The sequence below is a fragment of the Fundicoccus culcitae genome, from assembly GCF_024661895.1.
Classification (GTDB): Bacteria; Bacillota; Bacilli; order Lactobacillales; family Aerococcaceae; genus Fundicoccus_A; species Fundicoccus_A culcitae.
The window spans coordinates 552,639-575,291 of sequence record NZ_CP102453.1; the positions used below are offsets into that span (position 1 = coordinate 552,639).

Annotated in this window: 17 protein-coding genes and 1 pseudogene; 3 read left to right on the plus strand and 15 right to left on the minus strand. The window is 35.8% G+C overall.

The window, feature by feature from the left end; all coding sequences use genetic code 11:
- Positions 1-9 precede the first annotated feature (9 nt).
- The 12 genes and pseudogenes from mutS to NRE15_RS02660 form a co-directional block, all read right to left on the minus strand.
- On the minus strand, positions 10-2,601 hold the full coding sequence (mutS, locus tag NRE15_RS02605) for a DNA mismatch repair protein MutS (RefSeq protein WP_313794062.1): 2,592 nt from the start codon (positions 2,599-2,601) through the stop codon (positions 10-12).
- 35 nt (positions 2,602-2,636) lie between these two features.
- Positions 2,637-3,461, minus strand: a complete 825-nt coding sequence (locus NRE15_RS02610; RefSeq protein ID WP_313794063.1) for a TIGR00282 family metallophosphoesterase — start codon at positions 3,459-3,461, stop codon at positions 2,637-2,639.
- Positions 3,462-3,577: 116 nt separating this feature from the next.
- Positions 3,578-5,137, minus strand: a complete 1,560-nt coding sequence (gene rny / locus NRE15_RS02615; protein ID WP_313794064.1) for a ribonuclease Y — start codon at positions 5,135-5,137, stop codon at positions 3,578-3,580.
- Between the two features lie 466 nt (positions 5,138-5,603).
- Positions 5,604-6,665, minus strand: coding sequence for a recombinase RecA (gene recA / locus NRE15_RS02620; RefSeq protein ID WP_313794065.1), 1,062 nt, complete (start codon positions 6,663-6,665; stop codon positions 5,604-5,606).
- Between the two features lie 76 nt (positions 6,666-6,741).
- Entirely contained in the window at positions 6,742-7,998 is a 1,257-nt protein-coding gene (locus NRE15_RS02625; RefSeq protein ID WP_313794066.1) for a competence/damage-inducible protein A, read from the minus strand.
- A gap of 155 nt (positions 7,999-8,153) precedes the next feature.
- Complete coding sequence (gene pgsA, locus NRE15_RS02630; RefSeq protein ID WP_313794067.1) at positions 8,154-8,732, minus strand: CDP-diacylglycerol--glycerol-3-phosphate 3-phosphatidyltransferase; 579 nt, start codon at positions 8,730-8,732, stop codon at positions 8,154-8,156.
- An 811-nt stretch (positions 8,733-9,543) separates the two neighbouring features.
- Positions 9,544-9,766, minus strand: a pseudogene (locus NRE15_RS14595) (helix-turn-helix domain-containing protein); the annotation flags it as partial.
- Between the two features lie 248 nt (positions 9,767-10,014).
- Positions 10,015-10,968: an ABC transporter permease gene (locus tag NRE15_RS02640; RefSeq protein ID WP_313794069.1), complete on the minus strand. Its 954-nt coding sequence runs from the start codon at positions 10,966-10,968 to the stop codon at positions 10,015-10,017.
- Positions 10,968-12,053: an ABC transporter permease gene (locus NRE15_RS02645; RefSeq protein WP_313794070.1), complete on the minus strand. Its 1,086-nt coding sequence runs from the start codon at positions 12,051-12,053 to the stop codon at positions 10,968-10,970. Before NRE15_RS02645 ends, NRE15_RS02640 begins: the two co-directional genes overlap by 1 nt.
- Complete coding sequence (locus NRE15_RS02650; protein WP_313794071.1) at positions 12,034-13,614, minus strand: ABC transporter ATP-binding protein; 1,581 nt, start codon at positions 13,612-13,614, stop codon at positions 12,034-12,036. Before NRE15_RS02650 ends, NRE15_RS02645 begins: the two co-directional genes overlap by 20 nt.
- Positions 13,615-13,803: 189 nt before the next feature.
- On the minus strand, positions 13,804-14,844 hold the full coding sequence (locus NRE15_RS02655) for a BMP family lipoprotein (protein ID WP_313794072.1): 1,041 nt from the start codon (positions 14,842-14,844) through the stop codon (positions 13,804-13,806).
- Between the two features lie 126 nt (positions 14,845-14,970).
- Complete coding sequence (locus NRE15_RS02660; RefSeq protein WP_313794073.1) at positions 14,971-17,691, minus strand: DNA translocase FtsK; 2,721 nt, start codon at positions 17,689-17,691, stop codon at positions 14,971-14,973.
- Between the two features lie 141 nt (positions 17,692-17,832).
- Between NRE15_RS02660 and NRE15_RS02665 the strand changes: the two genes are divergently transcribed.
- Both NRE15_RS02665 and yidC read left to right on the plus strand, forming a co-directional pair.
- Positions 17,833-18,108, plus strand: coding sequence for an acylphosphatase (locus NRE15_RS02665; protein WP_313794074.1), 276 nt, complete (start codon positions 17,833-17,835; stop codon positions 18,106-18,108).
- A gap of 110 nt (positions 18,109-18,218) precedes the next feature.
- Positions 18,219-19,199: a membrane protein insertase YidC gene (gene yidC / locus NRE15_RS02670; protein ID WP_313794075.1), complete on the plus strand. Its 981-nt coding sequence runs from the start codon at positions 18,219-18,221 to the stop codon at positions 19,197-19,199.
- A gap of 184 nt (positions 19,200-19,383) precedes the next feature.
- On the opposite strand, the gene NRE15_RS02675 is transcribed toward yidC, so the two are convergent.
- Together NRE15_RS02675 and NRE15_RS02680 are read right to left on the minus strand one after the other, a co-directional pair.
- Positions 19,384-20,895 carry a sensor histidine kinase gene (locus NRE15_RS02675; RefSeq protein ID WP_313794076.1) on the minus strand — a complete coding sequence of 504 codons (1,512 nt, stop codon included), beginning with the start codon at positions 20,893-20,895 and terminating at the stop codon, positions 19,384-19,386.
- A 2-nt stretch (positions 20,896-20,897) separates the two neighbouring features.
- Complete coding sequence (locus tag NRE15_RS02680; RefSeq protein ID WP_313794077.1) at positions 20,898-21,599, minus strand: response regulator transcription factor; 702 nt, start codon at positions 21,597-21,599, stop codon at positions 20,898-20,900.
- Positions 21,600-22,001: 402 nt separating this feature from the next.
- On the opposite strand from NRE15_RS02680, the gene NRE15_RS02685 reads away from it, so the two are divergent.
- Positions 22,002-22,136 (plus strand): DUF4044 domain-containing protein, encoded by a 135-nt coding sequence (locus NRE15_RS02685; protein ID WP_313794078.1) that lies wholly within the window; start codon positions 22,002-22,004, stop codon positions 22,134-22,136.
- 115 nt (positions 22,137-22,251) lie between these two features.
- Here the strand turns inward: NRE15_RS02685 and NRE15_RS02690 are convergent, their stop codons facing one another.
- Positions 22,252-22,650, minus strand: coding sequence for a rhodanese-like domain-containing protein (locus tag NRE15_RS02690; RefSeq protein ID WP_313794079.1), 399 nt, complete (start codon positions 22,648-22,650; stop codon positions 22,252-22,254).
- Positions 22,651-22,653 lie beyond the last annotated feature (3 nt).

Here is a 22,653-nt window from a genome sequence, read left to right on the forward strand (position 1 = left end):
CCCTTCAATCTAAGAAAGTTCGTTTTGTAATTCTTGTAACAGCTGTAAAGCTTCCATTGGTGTCGTCTGGTTTAAATTTTGTTTCTGCAAACGTGCGATAACCTCTTGGTCAACCGAATTCGTTTCTTTGTTCATCGTTGAAGCTTCTTCTTCTACTTTGAATAAATCCAATTGAACAGCTTCTGTTTGTCGTAGTAAAGCCGCATTCGACTCTAATTCAATTAAAATAGCTTGACTATGCTGAATAATTTCATCAGGTAAGCCAGCTAATTTCGCTACATGTATACCGTAACTTTTATCGGCTGGTCCATCAAAAATTTTGTGTAAAAAGACCAACTCTCCCTCATGTTCCGTCGCGCCTACGTGGATGTTTTTCAACGTATCAATCGAATTTTCAAGGGCTGTTAGTTCATGATAATGAGTTGAAAAAATGGTCGTAGCTTTAACCTTTTTGGCTATATAATGAATAATTGCCTCCGCTAATGCCATACCATCAAAGGTCGCTGTTCCGCGACCAATTTCATCAAATAACAACAAAGAACGCGAGGTTGCTTGACTTAAAGCTTGTTGCGTTTCCATCATTTCCACCATAAACGTACTTTGACCACTTGAAATATCATCCGAACTACCAATACGCGTAAAAATTTTATCGATGATAGGCATAATGGCTTTTTTTGCCGGAACAAAACAACCTATTTGATTCAAAATAACCGCATAAGCTACTTGACGCATATAGGTAGACTTCCCTGACATATTGGGACCAGTTAATAACAATAGATACTGATCGGAGTTAATCTTAACATCATTAGCGACGAAATTGGTTGACCCTATCAAATGTTCAACAACGGGATGACGACTTTCAACTAATTCAATCGTTTGGTTGTCGGTTGTTAAAATGGGTCGCACATAGCCTTCTTCCTCACTAATTTTTGCAAAATTACACAAAACATCCAACTCAGCTATTTGTCGGGCTAAGGTTTGTAAGGTCTTAATCGATTCATTCACGGTTTGACGTAAACTCAAAAAGATTTGATATTCTAAATCGGTCGATTTCTCGGTAGCTTCCATGATTTTTTCTTCGATCGCCTTCAGTTCATCCGTTATATAACGCTCATTATTCGATAAAGTTTGTTTGCGATGGTAGCGGTCATCATTTAATTGAGCCGCTTGTAATCGACTAATTTCAATATAATAACCAAACACTTTATTATAACCAACTTTTAATGTTTTTAAACCAGTCTTTTCACGCTCGGTTTTTTGTAAATCCATTAACCATTGTTGGCCATTTTCCAACGATTCACGGTATTCATCAAGTTTTGCATTATAGCCTGACTTAATAATATTACCTTCAGTTAAACTGATGGGTGGATCCTCTACAAGCACATCCTCTAATAGTTGCTCTAAAGCAGTATGTTCATCCAGTAAAAGAAACTGTGGTTCATGATCGTTCAAACCATTCATTTGCTCTTGATTAATTCGGACTAAAATATCATTAATAAGTGGTATTTGCCTCAAGGACTGTCTTAGCTGACCCATATCCCTAGCATTTGCCGTTCCTAAACTTATTTTTGAGACTAATCGCTCCAAATCATATATTTTAACAAATGATTCAGTTAACTCAACCCGTTCAAAATACATATTGATCAGTGTTTCAACCCGCTCATGACGTTTTTCCAAAGTTTGCATAGATAGCAATGGTTTATCTAACCATTGATGTAATAAGCGCCCTCCCATGGCTGTCTCGGTTTTATCCAATAACCATAACAAACTACCCTTTTTCCGTTGTGTTCTTAAAGAACGTGTCAGTTCAAGTTGCGTTTTTGCATAATAATTCATTTGTAAAAAAGAACTTATTTCATAACGTTCGATTGGCTTAACATGTTGAGCTGCCTTTTTTTGAACATTAAATAAATAGCCAAATAAATAATCCAATAAATGCCGCTCAGCCTGATTGGCATCTTTTAAATCCCAAGAAAATTCTACATTAGCCTCTTTTTCATTGTATGGGAAATAACTATAATGCGTTGTCACTTTTTCTTTTAGCTCTTTAACCCATTCAGCGTCTTGTTGGTAGTAGACCAATTCTTTAATTGCTAGCGTTCGAATTTCATTGATTAAAGACAAGCGGTCCGGCGTTGATGTTATCATTGCATCACCAGTTGAAACATCGATATAGGCCAAATAATACAAATCGTCAATGAAGGCTACACTGGCTAAATAATGATTCTCTTTTGATTCTAACGCCTCATCTTGTAAAATCGTTCCGGGGGTAATCACTTGGACAACCTCACGTTTTACCATGCCTTTTGTTGCCTTGGGATCTTCCATTTGTTCACAAATAGCCACTTTATGTCCTGCCTCAATCAATCTCTGAATATAAGTTTGAGCCGAATGATAAGGAACGCCACACATAGGGATGGGGTTTTCAGCATTCTTATTTCTAGAGGTTAAGGTAATTTCTAAGATTTTCGAAGCTTTTAAGGCATCTTCATTGAACATTTCATAAAAATCACCTAATCTAAAAAACAAAAAAGCATCAGGATATTGTGCTTTTATTTGATTATATTGTTCCATCATTGGCGTTGTTGTAGCTTTTGCCATTATTTTCACCTTATCCTTAGTTATTTATTACAAAGTTAAATTTCAGTTGCTTTCATACTGGTTGGTTGATGGGTATATTTTTTATCCGTCAGATAAATCGGTTCAATTCGTGTAGTGAGTCCTGTCCGATCATTAATATCTAAGTAGACTGCACTTAACAAGACATGATTTGAAATAGATTCTTCTAAACGAACAGGCAGTTGACTGACAAAGCGATGAATCACATCAGTAGGCTTAAAGCCAATAATACTTTGAATGGATCCAGTCGTGCCGACATCGGTAATATAAGCGGTTCCTCCATCAAGAATCCGAGCATCTTTCGTTTGAACATGTGTGTGCGTCCCTAAGACAGCTGTCACTTTCCCATCAAAAAGCCATGCAATAGCTTGTTTTTCACTACTAGCTTCTGCATGAATATCAATAATAATGTGTTTTGTCCGCTCCTTGACTGTATCGACTAAGTCAATGAGTGATTGAAACACTTCCTGTGAGGCATTCATAAAGGCGTTACCTAACACATTAATAATAGCCAATTCGATCTCATTTACTTTAATAAAGCGTACACCTTGTCCGGGTGTTTTCTTAGGCAAGTTATATGGTCTAATGAGACTTTGAGCATCTTCTATAAAATTAAAAATATCGCGATTATCAAAAGCATGGTTTCCTAAAGTAATAGCATTCACGCCTTGATTTAAGAGCCATTTATATAACTTTTCAGAAATCCCACGACCGTTACTTATATTTTCGCCATTTGCAATGGTAAATTGAGGCCGATAATGTTTCTTTAATTGAGGTAAATATTTTTCAATTGCACTTTGCCCACTTGTCCCAACAATATCACCAATAAATAAAACCCTCATAGAATCCTCTTCCTAATTTTTGTCTAAAACTTATTTTAACAATCAATCTAACAAATTGAAAGTCTTCCCATTTGAAAAAGAAAAAACAGCTAGTCATTGACTAACTGTTTTTGCAATTATTTCGCGTACTCAATGGCTCTCGTTTCGCGAATTACGGTTACTTTAATATTTCCAGGGTATTTCATTTCTTCTTCTATGCGTTTGCGAATATCTCTAGCAAGTTGAACAGCTTGAGCATCACTGATTTCATTGGGTTGTACTATAACACGGATTTCACGTCCCGCTTGAATGGCATAGCTTGTAGTCACTCCGCTAAAACTATTAGATATTTCTTCTAATTTTTCTAAGCGTCGAATGTAGTTTTCAAGTGACTCACTACGTGCTCCAGGTCTAGCAGCCGATAAGGCATCAGCGGCAGCAACTAAAACGGATATCGCTGAAGTTGGTTCCGTATCCCCATGATGCGAAGCAATAGCATTAATCACTACTTCAGGCTCATTATATTTGGCAGCTATTTCAGCACCAATTTCGACGTGTGACCCTTCTATTTCATGGTCTAAAGCTTTACCAATATCATGTAGTAATCCAGCGCGTTTAGCTAAGACAATATCTTCCCCTAATTCTGCAGCCATTACACCAGCGAGTTTTGCTACTTCAATACTATGTTGCAAAACGTTTTGACCATAACTGGTACGATAAGCTAAACGACCGAGAATTTTAATTAAATCAGGATGAAGTTGATGTACACCTACTTCAAAAGTAGCTTCTTCCCCTACTTCACGAATCTTCTCATCAACTTCTTTACGCGCACGTTCAACCATCTCCTCAATTCTTGCAGGATGAATTCGCCCATCTTGAATTAATTTATCAAGGGCAATTTTAGCTATTTGACGTCTAATAGGATCAAAACCACTTAGAACAACTGTATCAGGGGTATCATCAATAATTAAATCCACCCCGGTTAAGCTTTCTAACGTACGAATATTTCGACCTTCACGACCAATAATACGTCCCTTCATTTCATCATTGGGCAAATGAACGACCGTTACAGTATTTTCAGTGACAATATCAGATGCGCTTCTTTGAATGGCTTGTAAGATGATATTTTTTGCATTTCGATCAGACTCATCTTTTGCTTTTTGTTCAGCATTCTTAATTAAAACGGCTACTTCTTGTGACAAGGAAGCTTCAGTTTCTTCCAAAATAATCTCTTTAGCTTCACTCCTAGTTAACATCGCAACACGTTCTAATTCATTCTGCTGATCAATAATCAATTGCTGAATTTTCTCTTCATTGAGAATTAAAGCATTATTTCGGTTGATATAATCTTCTTCTTTTAGTTCAATATTTGATTCACGTTTATCAAGAATACTACTTTTCTTATCTAAGTTGTCTTCTTTTTGAATTAATCGCTTTTCCAATGAAGTCGTTTCTGCTTTTTTATCTTTCAACTCTTGCTCAATTTCATTACGGTACTTTAAATTTTCTTCCTTCGCTTCAAATAGCGCTTCTCGTTTAAGAAGTTGGGCTTGTTGAATGGCATCATCAACAATGGTTTCAGCATTCTCTTTTGCACTAGACATTCTTTTATCATCTGAAGATTTTTTCACATAGAATCCGACAATAAAACCAATAATTAAAGCAACTATCGCGAAGGCGTATGATACTAAGTCCATAATTTCACCTCCGAATCTTCTTTAATTTTTGTATTCATTTTAAAAGTTGACGTAAAATAAATAGTGTGAATACACACACTTTTATAATAGTATTTTATTTCAAAACTGTCAATATATCCATGAAATCGTAGTCAACAAAAACAGAATTTGCATATCTTAATTAGTAGCACATTGACTAATTAAGACAATTATACTTGTCTGTTTTAACACGTTTATTATGCTAAACAGTTTTAAAGTTTTGGATATATTAGTTATTTTGCACTTATTAGTTAGTTTGTAATGATTGAAATACTAAATAGAATAAACTTATTTCTGCAATTCAATATTCTATGTCAAACAAATGGGTTAACAAATACGCTTATATAATCGCATTATAAAAAACCATTGTCTGCATTTGATAAATTAATCAAATGTAAACAATGGCAATTTATTATTATGTTAAATCTTTTAAGCAGTACACCCTTATTTAATCTAAGGGTAACTCTGTGACTAATTCTTCTTCAGCTATATTTGATTCAACTGCTTGTCCATTATCACCAGCTATTTGGTAATGCGCACGAACTTTAACATCTATTTCATTTCTGATATCTGGATGATCTTCTAAAAATTGTTTAGCATTTTCGCGACCTTGTCCGATGCGATCATCGCCATAAGAATACCATGAGCCAGCTTTATTAATAACATCAATTTCAGCTGCCATATCGACTAATTCTCCCGTTTGCGAGATACCTTTCCCATACATGATATCAACCATCGCTTCTTTAAATGGTGGCGCAACTTTATTTTTAACTACTTTTAACCGTGTGCGGTTACCAATAATTTCTGAGCCATTTTTAATCGATTCAGTTCTTCTAACTTCTAATCGAACAGTAGAATAGAATTTTAGGGCTCTACCACCAGGGGTCGTTTCCGGATTTCCAAACATAACACCAATTTTTTCACGAATTTGGTTAATAAAGAAACAAATCGTCTTTGTTTTGTTAACTGATCCAGAGAGCTTCCGTAAAGCTTGAGACATCAGGCGAGCTTGTAGCCCCATATGTGAGTCTCCCATTTCTCCTTCAATTTCAGCTCTAGGAACTAGGGCTGCAACAGAGTCAATAACCACAATATCGATTGCTCCTGAGGATACTAAAGCATCTGCAATCTCTAATCCTTGTTCACCCGTATCTGGTTGTGATAAGAGTAGTTCGTCAATATCTACACCTAAATTCGCTGCATAATCTGGGTCTAAGGCATGCTCAGCATCGATAAAGGCTGCAATTCCACCTTTTTTCTGTACTTCGGCGATGGCATGTAACGCAATGGTTGTCTTCCCTGATGATTCTGGTCCATATACTTCAATAATTCTACCACGAGGATATCCACCAACACCTAGAGCAACATCTAAAGCCAATGATCCAGATGGGACAGTCGAAATCTTGGTGTCTGTTTTTTGTCCCAATTTCATTATTGACCCTTTACCAAAACTCTTTTCAATATTTTTCATAGCCATTTCTAGTGCTTTTTCTCTATCTTTGTCTACCATAATACTCCTCCAATCTCTTGTATATATACTTTAGCTAAACTTTGACAAATAATCAAGTAAAATGCGAACATTTGTTCTATTTTTTTAATAATTCGCGAATTAAGTTTAAAGCTTCATTTTTACTTTGATAACGTATGACATGTCTGGGTTTATTTGGGATATTAAGTTCAATAACTTGGGTTTCGCTATTTTTTTGTGCTAAGGCAATAAAGACCTGTCCGACAGGATGACCTTCCAAGGTATCTGGGCCTGCAACCCCCGTTAATCCCAAAGCAAAGTCGGTACCACAAATCTTTATACACGCTTCTGCCATAGCTTGCGCAACTTGCGGACTAACGACACTATTATCCTCTATTAATTGAGGACTAATTTTAAGCAAATCAATCTTAGCTTGATTTGTATAAGTAACAAATCCACCTTTTAAAACTTTCGAAACACCCTCAATATCCGTTAGTGATTCTAAAACTAAGCCACCTGTTACACTTTCAGCAAGGCTCAATGTTTTTTTATGCTGAATAAGTAATTGAACAACATCTTCTTCGATGGTGTAATTTTGGCCATAACCTAAAAAAGCAGAAGATAATCGATTAATGATGATATTAGCTAACTCTTGATTAAGGGCTTGAGCCTGTTGCGCTAGATACGCATTAGCCGTTAGCCTTACCGTAACTAATTTTGGTTTAGCATAAATCGCTATCGTTGGTTTACTTTGGCTAGTAATCAAATCATCCAGTTGTATCGCAATCTGAGCTTCACCTAAACCAAAAAAGTTTAAATACAATGATTCAATCACACTATTTGGATGAAAAATCGCATTAATGTAATCACGTGCATAATGATCAAACATATGCTCCATCTCGAATGGCGGCCCCGGTAAAGTAATAACAACTTTACTTTTATTATTTATTTCTAAATGCAAGGCTGATCCACACGCTAAACCTACTTCATTAAAAAAACTTGTCCCATCACTAAACGTTAACGCCTGAAAATAATCCGTTTCTGACAATTGACGATTCTGTGAAGCAAAATATGATTGTATCTTTTCCCATTGTCGTTCATCTTGAATTAATTCAGTTTGATAGTACTTTGCAACAACAAACTTAGTAATATCATCTCTCGTTGGACCAATTCCTCCAGTCAAAATAATTAAATCACTCCGACTATCAGCTAATTTTAAAGCTTCCACTAAACGTTCTTCATTATCTCCTACAACTTGCTGATAATAGACACCAATACCCATATCCAACAGTTTTTGACTCACAACAGCTGTATTGGTATTAACAATGTAACCCATTAACAGTTCTGTTCCTACAGCAATAATCTCAGCTTTCAACTATTTTCCTTCTCTCTATATATATACGTAAAAAATAGGCGATTCCACTTTTTTATTTGCAATTAAAATAGTACTTTTACCTTCTTCATCAATCACTCTAATTATACAAAAAGAGAATATAAAGGTAAATGTACTATCAAGGGATAATTGTAAAACTAAAAATCTTTAAACAAGAAGCGCGCTTGGTAAAAATAGTCAATCCCAGAATAAACGGTAAATATTAAACATATAGTATATAAAATATCTGCCATTGGAATATTAAATTGACTAAATCCAATATCATTAAATAAATAGAACAGGATGGCAAACATTTGTGTGAATGTTTTGATTTTTCCTGGCATTTTCGCTGCCATTACTTGCCCATCTGATTGCGCCAATAAAACGCGTAACCCAGTAACCATAAGTTCTCTTCCAAGAATAATAAAGACTGTCCATCCCCAAATTACTTGTGCTTCGACAAGTAAAATTAAGGCTGCCATCACTAATAATTTATCAGCCATCGGATCGAAAAAGGCTCCAAATGAAGTTACTAAATTATATTTTCTAGCTAAATAGCCATCTAAATAATCCGTACTACTAGCAAACGCAAAAATAAAACCAGCAACAACTTGATTAGTTGGTATGACTGTATTAAACCACTCTACTTGACCCCAATCTAAAGGTAATACAAGTAAGAGAATAAATACAGGTATTAACAAAACGCGAATAGTTGTTAATTTATTAGCAATATTCATTCTTTCCCACCTTACTCGGCATCTGAATTGAAGGCCGGATCAAGGACTGCTGGACCTTGAAAATCGGCAGTTGTTTCCTCTGTGACACTTTCATCTGATGTATTGATATCTAATTCCATCGTTTCATCTTCTACATTAACATCATCAGCAAGGACAAAGGAGATTGTATCACCATAAAAATCAGTCATATCCATTTCAACACCATTAACTTTGAATACGCCCCCTTCAGGATAACCCATATCCATTCGTAACGTTTCAACGCCAGAACTCACGGTATGCTCAAACGTTTCATCCGCAGAAATGGTTGTATCAACTACTAGTACGCCATCTTCAAAGATACCTACCCAAACATAACCACTTGCCTCAATACTGAATTCATAGTTCGAAAAACCTGAATGTAATGCGTATACCGGTCCAGCGCCTTCAGTATCAATTAAAGTAATTACCTCTCTGCCAACCCGAATATCGTTTTCACCTAATTCTTGCATTGAGCTTACTTCAGATATTGATTCTGGCTCTGAAGTTTCAACAACCACGCTATCAGGCTCTACTGAACTAACGACTGAATTTTCGATGGACGTTTGACTACTCGATGTTTGATCTTCACCTTGACCAATATTTGTAATTGCAATAACGAGTGAAATCATGATCATTACAATAATTGCTATCAACAAAATTAAGGGTAAATAAGAAAGGATTACCTCTAATGTATTTTGTTCTCCACCACTACTCCGATTACTTGATCGACTTGGTAATTCTTCGGGTTCATCTAGTTCAATATAATCCGTTTCTTTAGGATGAACATCCAATTCTTGCTGATAAGTTTCCAACAGTTCATCACCATTTAATCCCACCATATCAGCATATTGCTTCACAAATGCTCTCGCATAAAAATTACCCGGCATTTCATCAAAGTTTCCTTCTTCAATGGCAACCAAATATTTTTTTTGAATTTTTGTCATTTGTTGTAATGTATTTAATGTATACCCTTTTTGTATACGAGCATCTCTTAATTTATTACCTAATTCACTCATTGTCGTTACCCCTTTTACTAGAAAAATACACGCATTAATTATAGCATACTATACACTCTAAAACATGATTTATTCGTACTTTATTTTCATTTTTCATATAAATGTTTTCCTTCATTTATTAATCACAATATTTTCTAACTTTGACAATGAATAAGGATTTTGTGTGAAGATTCTTTAGCGATTAAATGAAAAATCACGTTGGAAATAAAAGATATCCAACGTGATTTTACACTATATTTACTTAAATATTATTTACTTTTAACATAGGTAGTTCCATTGGCTGCTGGTCCACTTGATTTTCCAACAAAACTGACTAATACGATTATCGTAATAATGTATGGCGCAATTTGCAACCAAACAGAAGGGATGGAACTAATAAGCGGTAATTGAGAACCAACCACTGCGATACTTTGTGCAAAACCAAAGAAGATAGCGGCTAACATAACGCCAATTGGATTCCATTTTCCAAATATCATCGCTGCCATGGCCATAAACCCTTGTCCCGTAATGGTTGTAATTGAAAAGGTATTTGTAATAGACTGTGCCATTACTGCCCCCCCTAAACCACCAAAGAAACCAGATAATAAAATACCGGCATACCGCATTTTATAAACATTAATCCCTAAGGTATCAGCGGCTTGAGGATGTTCACCGACAGAACGTAGACGCAATCCAAATATTGTCTTGTAAATAACAAACCAACAAATAATGGCTGCAAGTATACCAACATAGGCTGGGAGTGATGTTGATTTGAAAAAGATTTCTCCAATAATAGGAATATTACTCAACACAGGAAAGGTAAAATACCCATATGACTCAGAAATAATCGGCGTTTGGCCAGCCCCATCAAAGAGTATACGCGTTAAGAATACACCTAAAGAGGGTGCAATTAAGTTTAAAACCGTCCCTGATATAATATGGTCGGCTCTAAAGTTAACCGTTGCCACAGCATGCATCAGTGAGAATATAACACCCGCTAAACCGCCAAATAGCATAGCAACCCAAGGTGTCCAATCACCTAAAGTATCTGCTAACAAGAGATTCATTACAATCGAGCTAAAAGCTCCCATGACCATGATACCTTCTAAACCAACGTTAACTGTCCCACTTCGCTCTGAAAACATACCCCCAAGAGCCGTATAAATCAAAGGAGCAGAGTAAACTAAAGTAGATGAGACAATTAGACTTAATATATTAACCATTAATCATCACCGCCTTGTGTAATTATCTCTGTATTTGCCAGTTTATGTTGTTGACGACGATCAAAGAAATAGGTAATGATATATGAAGAGCCTACAAAGAAAATAATTATGGCAGTAACAATACTTACGATTTCAGACGGTACCTGAGCCATTAAAGGCATCATAGCTCCACCAGACTTTAATCCACCAAATAATATACTAGCAAACAAAATACCAAATGGATTATTGCCTCCTAATAAAGCTACCGCCATCCCATCAAATCCAATAGCAGGCGCCACACCGTTCATCAGGAAAATATTTCCGAATTCGCCTAGTCCATTCATAACCCCGCCTAGTCCAGCGAGTCCTCCTGAAATTACCATAGCTAAAATAATGTTTCTTTTGGCATTCATCCCGGAGTATTGTGCCGCAAACCGATTTAATCCAACCGTTTTTAATTCAAAGCCTAAGGTTGTTCGCGTCATAAAAATATAAACAACCACAATCATCACCAAGGCGATTAAAAAGCCCGCATGCAGTCGTGAATTATTCGTAATTTCGGTTAGCCAATCCAGCCTTAAACTAGCGTTATCTCCAATTGTAGGTGTTCTATCCGCTCGGTCTGTAATGACGTTCCGAACTAAATAATCCGAAACATATACGGAGACATAGTTAAGCATAATAGTCACAATTACTTCACTGGCATCAAAATAGGCTTTTAGAAACCCAGCAATCGCTGCCCATAAGGCACCGGCTAAAGCCCCACCAATAATTGCTAAGGGTAAGACAATCCACTTGCTAGCATCCGGCAATAGAAGACTAATCCAAACAGAAATTAACCAGCCCCATAAGGCTTGACCAGAGAGACCAATATTAAAAAAACCAGCTGTATAGGCAACAGCAAAGCCTAATCCCGTAAAAATTAGAGGTGTTGCTGCTCTCAGTGTTTCTCCAATCCGATAAGCATCCCCAACAGCACCTTGATACAATGCGCGATAGCCGGCAACTGGGTCAAAACCAAAAATTAACATAATGATAGCACCAGCAAGAAAACCAACTATGATGGAAATAACTGGAACCAATAAATTAATCCATTTTCTGTTCATTCGTTTGTTCGCCTCCTTCTTTACGATGAGCTAAGACTTCTTCAAATGAAGTACCTGCCATTAATAGACCAATTTCTTGTTCATTCGTTTCGTCAGCAAGCATATTCGCGACAATTTGTCCATCGTGCATGACTAAAATTCGATCGGAAACATTTAAGATTTCATCTAATTCAAAACTCATCAGTAAAACCGCTTTATTTTCATCTCTTTGTTGAATTAAAGCTTTATGAATATACTCTATCGCTCCCACATCTAGTCCTCGTGTTGGATTGGCAGCAATTAACAAGTTAGGATGCAAATCAAGTTCCCTTGCAATGATCGCTTTTTGTTGATTTCCTCCCGAAAGTGAACGAGCTGGAACTTTTTCTGAAACAGTCCGAACATCATACTGTTCGATCAAGCGTAGGGCTTTATCATTAATTTCTTTAAAGTTTAGAAAACCACTTTTTGAATAGGGTGCTTGATAATATTGTTTCAATACCATATTGTCTTCAAGTTTCATATCCAAAACTAATCCATATTTATGTCGGTCTTCCGGTATATGGGCGGTACCCATTTCAGTGATTTCACGTGTTGTTTTCCCATTAAGTAATTGATCATTAAAGTGGATTGTTCCACTCTCAATAGGAAGTAAGCCTGTTAAAGCCAAAATTAATTCCGATTGACCATTTCCATCAATACCGGCAATTCCAACGATTTCACCATTACGGACTTCAAAACTTAAATCTTCTACAGCCATAACATCACGACTATCTTTAACAAATAGTTTTTCTACAACTAAAGTAACATTACTCGGTTTAGCAGGCAATTTCTCAGTTTTGAAGCTAACAGAACGGCCTACCATCATATCAGCTAACTCTCTAGTAGATACGCTTTCCACATCAACTGTGCCGATTGATTCACCACGGCGTATGACCGTACAACGATCAGCTACTTTTTTAATTTCAGCCAGCTTATGCGTAATCAAGATGATTGATTTTCCTTCTTTTGCCAAGGCTTGCATGGTTAACATTAAATCATCGATTTCTTGGGGGGTTAATACAGCCGTTGGCTCATCAAAAATTAAAATATCCGCTCCACGATACAATGTTTTTAAAATTTCCACTCTTTGTTGCATGCCTACACTAATACTTTCGACCTTCACATCTGGTTTAACCGCTAATCCATATTGCTCAGATAATTCCATTATTCTATTTCGAGCCGTATTTTTATCTATAACAATCCCTTTAACCGGTTCATTACCCAAAATAATATTTTCAAGAACTGTAAAATCATCAATCAACATAAAATGTTGATGAACCATTCCAATCCCTAATTGATTGGCCTTCGTAGGCGAATCGATTGTAACGGGTGACCCATTCATTAAAATTTCCCCAGAAGTTGGCTGTAACAATCCAGATAATATGTTCATTAAAGTGGATTTTCCTGCCCCATTTTCTCCTAGTAAAGCATGAATTTCCCCTTTTTTTAACGTCAGATTTATATTTTTATTCGCATAAAAATCGCCAAATTGCTTTGAAATTTGACGCATCTCAATAACAGGGCTTGTACTAGCTTCCATTTCACTCCTCCAATTCTGTCTTTTTACCTATTGTAGCCAAATTATACTAATAATAATTCCAAACAAATATTGCTACAAAAAGATATTTTCTTTATTTTAACCTTTACAGACCTATTTGCCAACACATTTCTATTGGCAAAAAAAAGGGCTGAATATCAGCCCTTTTTTCAAATTAATACATAAAGCTTATTATTCTACTGGAGCTTCTGGAACTTCAATTTCACCATCAATAATTAATTGCGTATATTCGGCAACAGCTGCAAGTGCTTCTTCTGATAATTCACCCTCTGTAAGGCCAACTCCACCATCAGCTAAACCATAAATAGTCGTACCCGCTTCGAAGTTACCTGCCATTGTTTTTTCAGAGAATAATTTCACAGATTCACCAACATTTTTAAGTGTTGAAGTTAAAGTTAAATTACGCACTTCACCATCAATTTCAATTTGACCTTCTTCGACTTGATCACGGTCAACACCGATTACCCAAATATTTAATGAAGGATCATTCGTTACTAAATCTCTAGCTTCAGAGAACACACCATTACCCGTATCACCTGAAGCATGATAAATAATATCAGCACCATTTGCATACATAGCAGCAGCAATTTGACGTCCTCTAGAGGCATCACCAAAGCTACCAGCATATTCTACCGTAATTTCAATATCAGGATTGACAGCTTTGACACCTTCAACAAATCCAGCTTCGAAACGGTCAATAACAAAGCCTTCTTGACCACCGATAAATCCAACATGATTCGTTTGAGTCGTATGAGCAGCAGCAACACCAGCTAAGAAAGCTGCTTCATTGTCTAAGAACGTTAAAGACGCAACGTTAGGAGCATCAATAACTGAGTCAACAATGGCAAAGTGTCGATCTGGATTTTGTGCAGCAACTTCTGCCATAGCTTCTTCTAATTTAAAGCCAATACCAAAAATCAAATCAAAATTAGCTTGAAGAGCCGTGTTTAAATTAGGGATGAAGTCGGAGTCACTATCAGATTGTAAATATTCATATCCATCAACGCCGCGTTCTATTCCTTGTTCTTCCCCAAAAGCTTGTAAACCTTCCCATGCACTTTGGTTAAATGAACGGTCATCAACGCCACCCACATCAGTAATCATAACTACAGAGAAGTTTTCATCTTCTTGTGCAGAAACGGTTGTAGCGACTGGTACTATAGCACTAGCTAAGACTAAAGCAGATGCTGCCAAACCAAAAAATTTCTTCATTAAACATTTCCTCCTAAATATTTATTCCTTATTTCATGAATAATTATAGTTGATATAGCAATCAAAAGCAAGATGTAATCGGTTCAAAACGAATGCTTTTTGATTAGTGTTTTTAATTGTTCATATTTATTCATCTAATGCCATTTGACCTACTAGCACTTGCCGTGGCTTACTTCCATCTTGTTCACTGACTAGTCCTTGTGCTTCTAAATCATCCACTAAGCGTGCAGCCCGGTTATATCCAATTCTAAATTTTCTTTGTAATTGCGAAATACTAATGGTTTCTAATCCATATAGCATTTCAACTGCTTCAGGATAATATTCATCATCCGATACATTAGCTTCCGCTTCATTTTCTTCAGAAATCAAAATATTCTCATCATAATCGACGTCACGTTGCTCTTTGATAAAATCGGTAATCCGTTCGACTTCCCGGTCAGATATGTAAGCGCCTTGAACGCGAATAGGTTTGTTTTTGCCCATAGGTTGAAATAGCATATCACCATGACCGAGTAATTTTTCAGCCCCGACACTATCTAAAATGGTTCTTGAGTCGGTACCACTTGACACGGCAAAAGCTAAGCGTGATGGAACATTCGCTTTAATTATCCCAGTAATAACATCCACAGAGGGTCTTTGGGTAGCAATAATCATATGAATACCTGCTGCCCTAGCCATTTGTGCCAACCGAATAATAGCATTTTCAACATCATTGCTTGCCACCATCATTAAATCGGCTAATTCATCAATAAATACCACAATTTTTGGTAAAGGTTCAAGCGCTAAGCCCTCTTCCTTATTCCACTGATCAAAATTTTCATTATAACTATCGATATTTCTAACCCCGCTAGCAGCAAATAACTCATATCTTCGTTCCATTTCTTGTACAATTTTATTTAAAGCTTGAGCGGCCTTGCGAGGGTTGGTTACTACAGGTGCTAACAGATGAGGAATGCCATCATACATGGTCAACTCAACTTTTTTAGGGTCAATCATGAGGAATTTCACTTCTTCAGGCTTGGCTTTCATCAACAATGAGACGATGATGACGTTCATCCCAACAGACTTACCACTTCCTGTTGCTCCTGCAATTAATAAGTGGGGCATTTTGCTTAAATCAGCTAAACAAACCGTTCCAGAAATATCACGACCTAGAGGTACTTCTAATAAATTGGAACTTGCTAAAGCCGCATCAATAATTTCCCCAAATGAAACGGTGCTGATTTGTGTATTAGGAACTTCAATCCCAATTAACGACTTGCCTGGAATGGGTGCTTCAATACGGACATCTCTAGCCGCTAAAGCTAGCGCAATATCATCAGAGAGTGAAACAATCTTGCTTACTTTAACCCCAATAGCAGGTTGAACTTCGTATTTAGTGACCGAAGGACCCAAATTAGCTTTGACGATTTTAGCATTAACACCAAAACTCTCAAATGTCTTTTCTAATTTAACAATATTTTTGTTAATACGCGCATATTCTTCAGATTGATCAACAGGGGGAATTTTATTCAATAATGATTTAGGCGGTAATTGATACTCTTTTGTCTTCAACTTAGGCGGTGTTTTTTTGCCTTGGGTGTCAAACATTTCGTCAGATGAAGTGAGTGTCTTTTCAAGCGCATCGCTCGTCAAAGATTGATGTTCATTTGCTTGATCTTGCCAATGACTGGCTGAATTATTATCCAAGGCCGTTATATCCAAATCAACGGCACTCGTTTGCGTTTCCGCTACTTCCTCTGCTTTCTTTACACTAACCGGATGGTTTTCAATAACTTCCGCCTCAATGTTTGTATCCACATGCATTTGAGATTCGGGCGGCTTGTTTTCAATGATTACAGAAGGCTTGTTAAGATGATTCGCTTCATCAAAATAATCCAAATCTAATGTTTTTCCTTCTAAAAACAATTCTCGACTATCAGAAGCCGTTGAAGCATAAGGGTCGGATTCATCAAAAGGTTCAAATGATGTTTTTTCATTTTCTAACTTAATCGGTTGATAGGCTGACTCTTTGTCCACCGCAGGGGTATTTATTGGCTTTAAATCATTCATGGTATTTCGAAGGCGACGAAATACACTATGGCTTGTCTTAGGTTGTTGCGGTTCAATGTCCTCTTCGACACTTTCAAAAATATCTAGTTGTTCTGCTGTCGATGCCTGTTTTTTGCTTGGCGCGGGTTTTTCAGACTTGATCGTTTGACTAGCTTTTTTGAATGATTGCTTGATATGACGGAAGCCTTGCATCAAATACGACCATATATCCTTCACAGACTGTTGAAAAGCTGGAATTGTAACACCAACCATCATAAATAAACCAATGAAAAAGATAATAACTAAGAAGATATGGGCACCCCAAAAACCAAATAAATACGCAAAACCACTATATAGTAACGAACCTAACAAGCCACCCCCTAAACTAAAACGATTTTGACTAGTTAATAATTCATTACGAAAAATAGCAAAGGTTTCTTGAAAAACCTCTGTATTTATTTCCCCAGGTGTATGGAATTGTTGAAAATGTAAGACAGTCGAAATACTTGAAATCACTAAAATAAAGCCAAATAATTTTTTAATATCAACGGTAAATATTTTTCCAGAAAAAATCATTAACAGACCGAGATATAAAAAAGAAACTAAAACTAAAACATAGGCTTCCCCAACAAACAAACGGATTGAATTGGCAACTAGTAAACCCAAAAAGCCCCAATTAAACAAACCAATAACAGCAAAAAAACTAATAAATATCCCTAAAACTAAGTATGTTACTTGATAGTTGGAAGACTGACGCTTTTTGCCCGTTTTCGTTTTGGTTCGTTTGGATTGAGTTGTTGTTTTTTTATTGGACAAAACTTTTCCTCCTTAACTCATGGCATCGTATGCATTTTCTTTAACTCATTGAGTTAATCTATTGTATAATAAGTCCAAAGTTAATTATACCATGTAATTTACATAATAATAAAGATTAGATTTTTGAAAGGAGTGTAAACGGTGGAAACCTTAGAAATAATTGTGTCTGGCAGAGTTCAAGGCGTTGGTTATCGTAATTATGTCCAACAATTGGCGACTAAATACGACATACATGGGAATGTTAAAAACCTGTATTCGGGCGATGTTAAAATTATTGCCCAAGCCCAAGAAGATCAGTTAAAACAATTTGTTCACGCCATTCAGCAACCACAACATCGTTATATGAAAATAGATCAAATTAAATCATCCCCCTTAACTTCAAGTCAAATATTTAACCGTTTTTCAGTTGAATACTAACTAAATTATTAAATTTTTCACTAAATCCCTTGGTATTTCATTTTTTGGTTGAATTTTAGCTCCTAGTCTTTTATAGTTAATGAGTATGAAAATTTAACGGAGCGTGAGAAATGAAGAACAAACAACGTAGAATCCAAATGATTGGATTATTAATCTTCGTCGTTCTAATTGCCAGTGGGTGCGTTAGTTATGATGAAGCTGGAAATCCAACCGGTTGGGTTTATCAATATTTAGGAGTTCCTGCCTCGAATTTTCTTGACTTTTTAGCAGGTATTTTTGGAGGTAGTTATGGTGTTGCCATCATCATTGTAACATTAATTACACGAATATTAATGTTGCCTTCATCTTTAAAAATGACTAAAGATTCGATGATTAGTCAAGCAAGAATGAAAATTGCGCAACCAGAAATTGATGAAATTAGAGAAGAAATTGAAGCCACAGAAGATCCACAAGAAAAAGCTGCCTTAAATAATGAGTTAATGGCCGTCTATAAGAAATACGATATTAGTATGTTTGGCGGTTTATCAGGTTGCTTGCCATTAATCATTCAAATGCCAATCATTTCAGCTGTTTATGCAGCCATACGTTCATCGGAAGAAATCTTAAATTCTACCTTCTTAGGTATATCTTTAGGTGAACAAAGTATTGTTGTAACTGTATTAGTTGTTATTTTCACCTTCTTACAAGGTTGGATGATGCAAAAATCACAACCACAACAACCCCAAGGTCAAAATGATACAGCTGCCCAAACCAATAAAACAATGATGTTAATGAACCCATTAATGATTGGTTGGATTACCTACATCTCTGCAGCTGGATTAGGTCTTTATTTCTTAACCGGAGCTATTTTCGGGATTGTGCAACAAGCTTATTCGAATTATATCGTTCGACCTAAAATTCAAAAAATGATTGATGAAGAAGCTGAGAAACATAAGAATGCACCTAAACGTAAAAGAAATAAAAAAGTTAAGAAAGCAACAACGACGGATAGTCAGCGTTTAGTACCTACCAAAAATGAAGTTCGCTCTGTTGACTCAAACAATCGCAATGCTGGTAAACAAAGAAATTCCGGCAAACAAAAACGTGTTTAACTAAATGATACCCACTTTCAACAACTAACGATCAAGTCATTTATTTGATTGTTAGTTGTTTTTTTAAATAAAAAATCCGAACGTTTAATGCTGTGGTGAACGGTAAACAAGTTAATTACTAGTTGTTTAGTTTACCTCAGGCATTGATTATCCGGATTCTCTAACTGTAAAAATAGACTTCCAATTAAGATATAGACTTGTGTTTAGCAATTTGCTTACTCTTATAAATTTGTCTAGTATCTGTTAATGTCGGAAATTCAACATAAAAAATGGATCCATGATGCAAAACACTATCGGCCCAAATCTCTCCACGATAAGACTTGACCAATTGTTGTGCGATACTTAACCCTAAACCATTACCGCCTTTATCACGCGAACGCGCTTTATCCACCCGATAAAAACGTCCAAACACACGTTCCTTATCTTCGGCAGACATCCCCTCACCAAAATCTTGAACAGCTATTCTAACCGCTGTAACGCTAGTACTTACAGCGACATGAATTTCCTTACGATCCGTGCTATATTTCACAGCATTATCTAATAAAATAATAAATATCTGCTCAAAATGATTGCGGAAGATTTTTACATATAATTCGTCTGGATCGGATTCAATATCTAAATAAAACTGAAATTCTGGGTATAACATCACAAAATTATTAAAAACTTGTCGAATGGTTGAATAGACTTCCGTAATTTCATCTTTGTAATCAACATCCACATGATCCGCCCGCATCAAATCAAGCATTTCTTGAACGAGTCCCTTCATACGCACAATTTCTTGCAATGAAGCAGATATAGACTCCTCTAACACTTCAGGATCTTCTTTCCCCCAGCGATTTAACATTTTTAAATGGCCTTCGACAATGGCGACAGGTGTCCTTAATTCATGTGAAACATCTTCGACGAATTGTTTTTGATTTTTTACATAGTTATCAATTTTGTCGAGTAAACGATTAATATGATCACTTAAATCACTCCATTCGTCAGATGAACGTGGTTTTCTAACACGTAATTGCGACAAACTTTCAGCTTCAACTAAATCTAATGAATTGACCAAGTAAGTCAACGGTCTTAAGAAAATACGTACCAATATAAACGTAATGACTAAAGCTACAATGATGATGCCAAACAAAATACCATATAAATTGCTTTGCATGTTAGTCGTAATACGGTTAAAAACATCTGGCATAACAATATATTGGAAGGACCCAACATCATCGCCTGTCGTAGCCGATTTAATTTTGATGTTCCCAACCATAGCCATTTGATTATTTACTTCAGTCCGTTTTATTTGATCGGAATATTCCATCGGATTTATATTGACATGTTGCGTTTCATAAACTAATTGCTGTTTTTCATTAAAAAAACGATAAACAATATCATTGGATTCAAAGAAAGTTAAAAAACTTATCACTGAATCCTGCGTATTTTCCAATTCTCCGCTAGAGGCTTCGGAAATAATCGATTGAAAATATGTTCGTTGAAAAGGTTGATCCATTGTTTCAAAGTAATCAACGGTTGCTTCAAAAAAGTGCTGATGATTTGCTTGGATTTCATTAAATTGACTCTCTAAAGAACGTTGATAATAAATCACACTGCTCAAAGAAGCAAATAAGGTAAAGGTCACAAAAATTAAAATACCCCATTTCCATTTTAAGGAAATGGGTTGTTGATTTTCAAATAACTTTTTAAACATAATTATGTTCTCATGACATATCCCGTTCCGCGAACGGTTTGAATATAACTATCTTTACCAGGAACATCAATTTTGTTACGTAAATACCGAATATACACATCAACGACATTCGTTTCTACTTCTGATTTATAGCCCCAAACTTTATCTAGCAATACTTCACGCGATTTTACCATGTTTAGATTTTCCATTAAATACAACAATAATTCATATTCGCGTTTGGTTAAATCAATAACCTCATTATCGCGTTTAACGATACGATTGGCTTTTTCAATCGTTAAATCACGGTATTTAACGGTTGGCTGATTCGCATTTCTTTGATCTTCTTCCGTATCGATGCGACGAAACAGGGCTCTTAAGCGAGCTAATAGTTCTTCGATGGCAAATGGTTTAACAATGTAGTCATCTGCCCCTTGGTCTAAACCTGACACGCGATCAATGACAGAATCTCTGGCTGTCATAATAATAATGGGTGTATCCTTAATCGGACGAATGCGTCGACACACTTCAAGACCGTTTAATTCTGGTAACATTAAATCGAGTAATATAACATCCCAATCCTCATTTAATGCAGCATCTAATCCACTGCGACCATCATAGCAAATCTTTGTTTCATAACCTTCATGTTGAAGTTCAAGGTCGACAAAACGCGCTAAATTTTTTTCATCCTCAATAATTAAAATCCGTTGTTTACGTTCCTCTGACATCTACTGTCCTCCTCTATTTAATAAGTTATATCACTTATTCTATACTTATATTGTAAGCTATTTACGCCAACATTAAAAGCTAAATGAATAAGTTAAAAATAAAATTATAAATCATAAAACTATTTAATCACATTTTAATAAAAACAGCAAGAAAGTCACATTAAATAAAGCCATGAATATCTATCTGTTTCAATATTCAAGGCAATCATATTTAATCGTCACTAACTATCCTATCAACAACACCAATTTGTTGTTCTGATATTTATTATATCCTCCTCATTCTTATTCATATTAATTTTAACAAATTTTAACACTAGTTTAAAGCATTCAGCATAATAAACATTGAAAGAACTTAGAATATTGGTTAATATATTATTATTAAGCAGTTTGAAGGAGCCAACAATGAACTCACATAAACCCCAAAAATCGACGAGTAAAATGGATAAACTTGTCAAAACGACGGCTATTATCATGGTAACGGTCATCATCGTATCTTTAGTTATCAGTGTTTTAGCAAGCATTCAAACTTTTATGTAATCGTTATTTACAACATACTATCCATTAGAGTAACACACAAGAGGCTGTATGCATAAAAATGCTACAGCCTCTTTAAGTTGATGGATTTAAACTTTTACGCTAAGTGAAACCTAATTTATTTTATATTTGATTTTACTTTTCCAAACCATTTAGAAAAGCCACCCTTAAGGATGTATACATCTTTATAGCCACTTTTTCTGAGTATATTAGCTGCTCTAGAAGCAAAACTCATAGAATCATCGTAAAGATAAATGGGTTGATCTTTACGTAATTCTTTATGACGCATCGAAAATTGTGACATTGGGATATTCCGAGCACCTAAAATATGTTTGGCATCAAATTCAGCTTGCTCTCTAACATCGACTAGTTGCACACGCCGAATTTTATCTTCAATTTCACTAGCATCAACTACTTTAGCACTCATACGACGGATTATATATAAATATAGTTTATAAATTCCATACGCCAAAAAACCTAAAACAATGACTGCGCTCAATCCAATTAAAAAATCCATTTC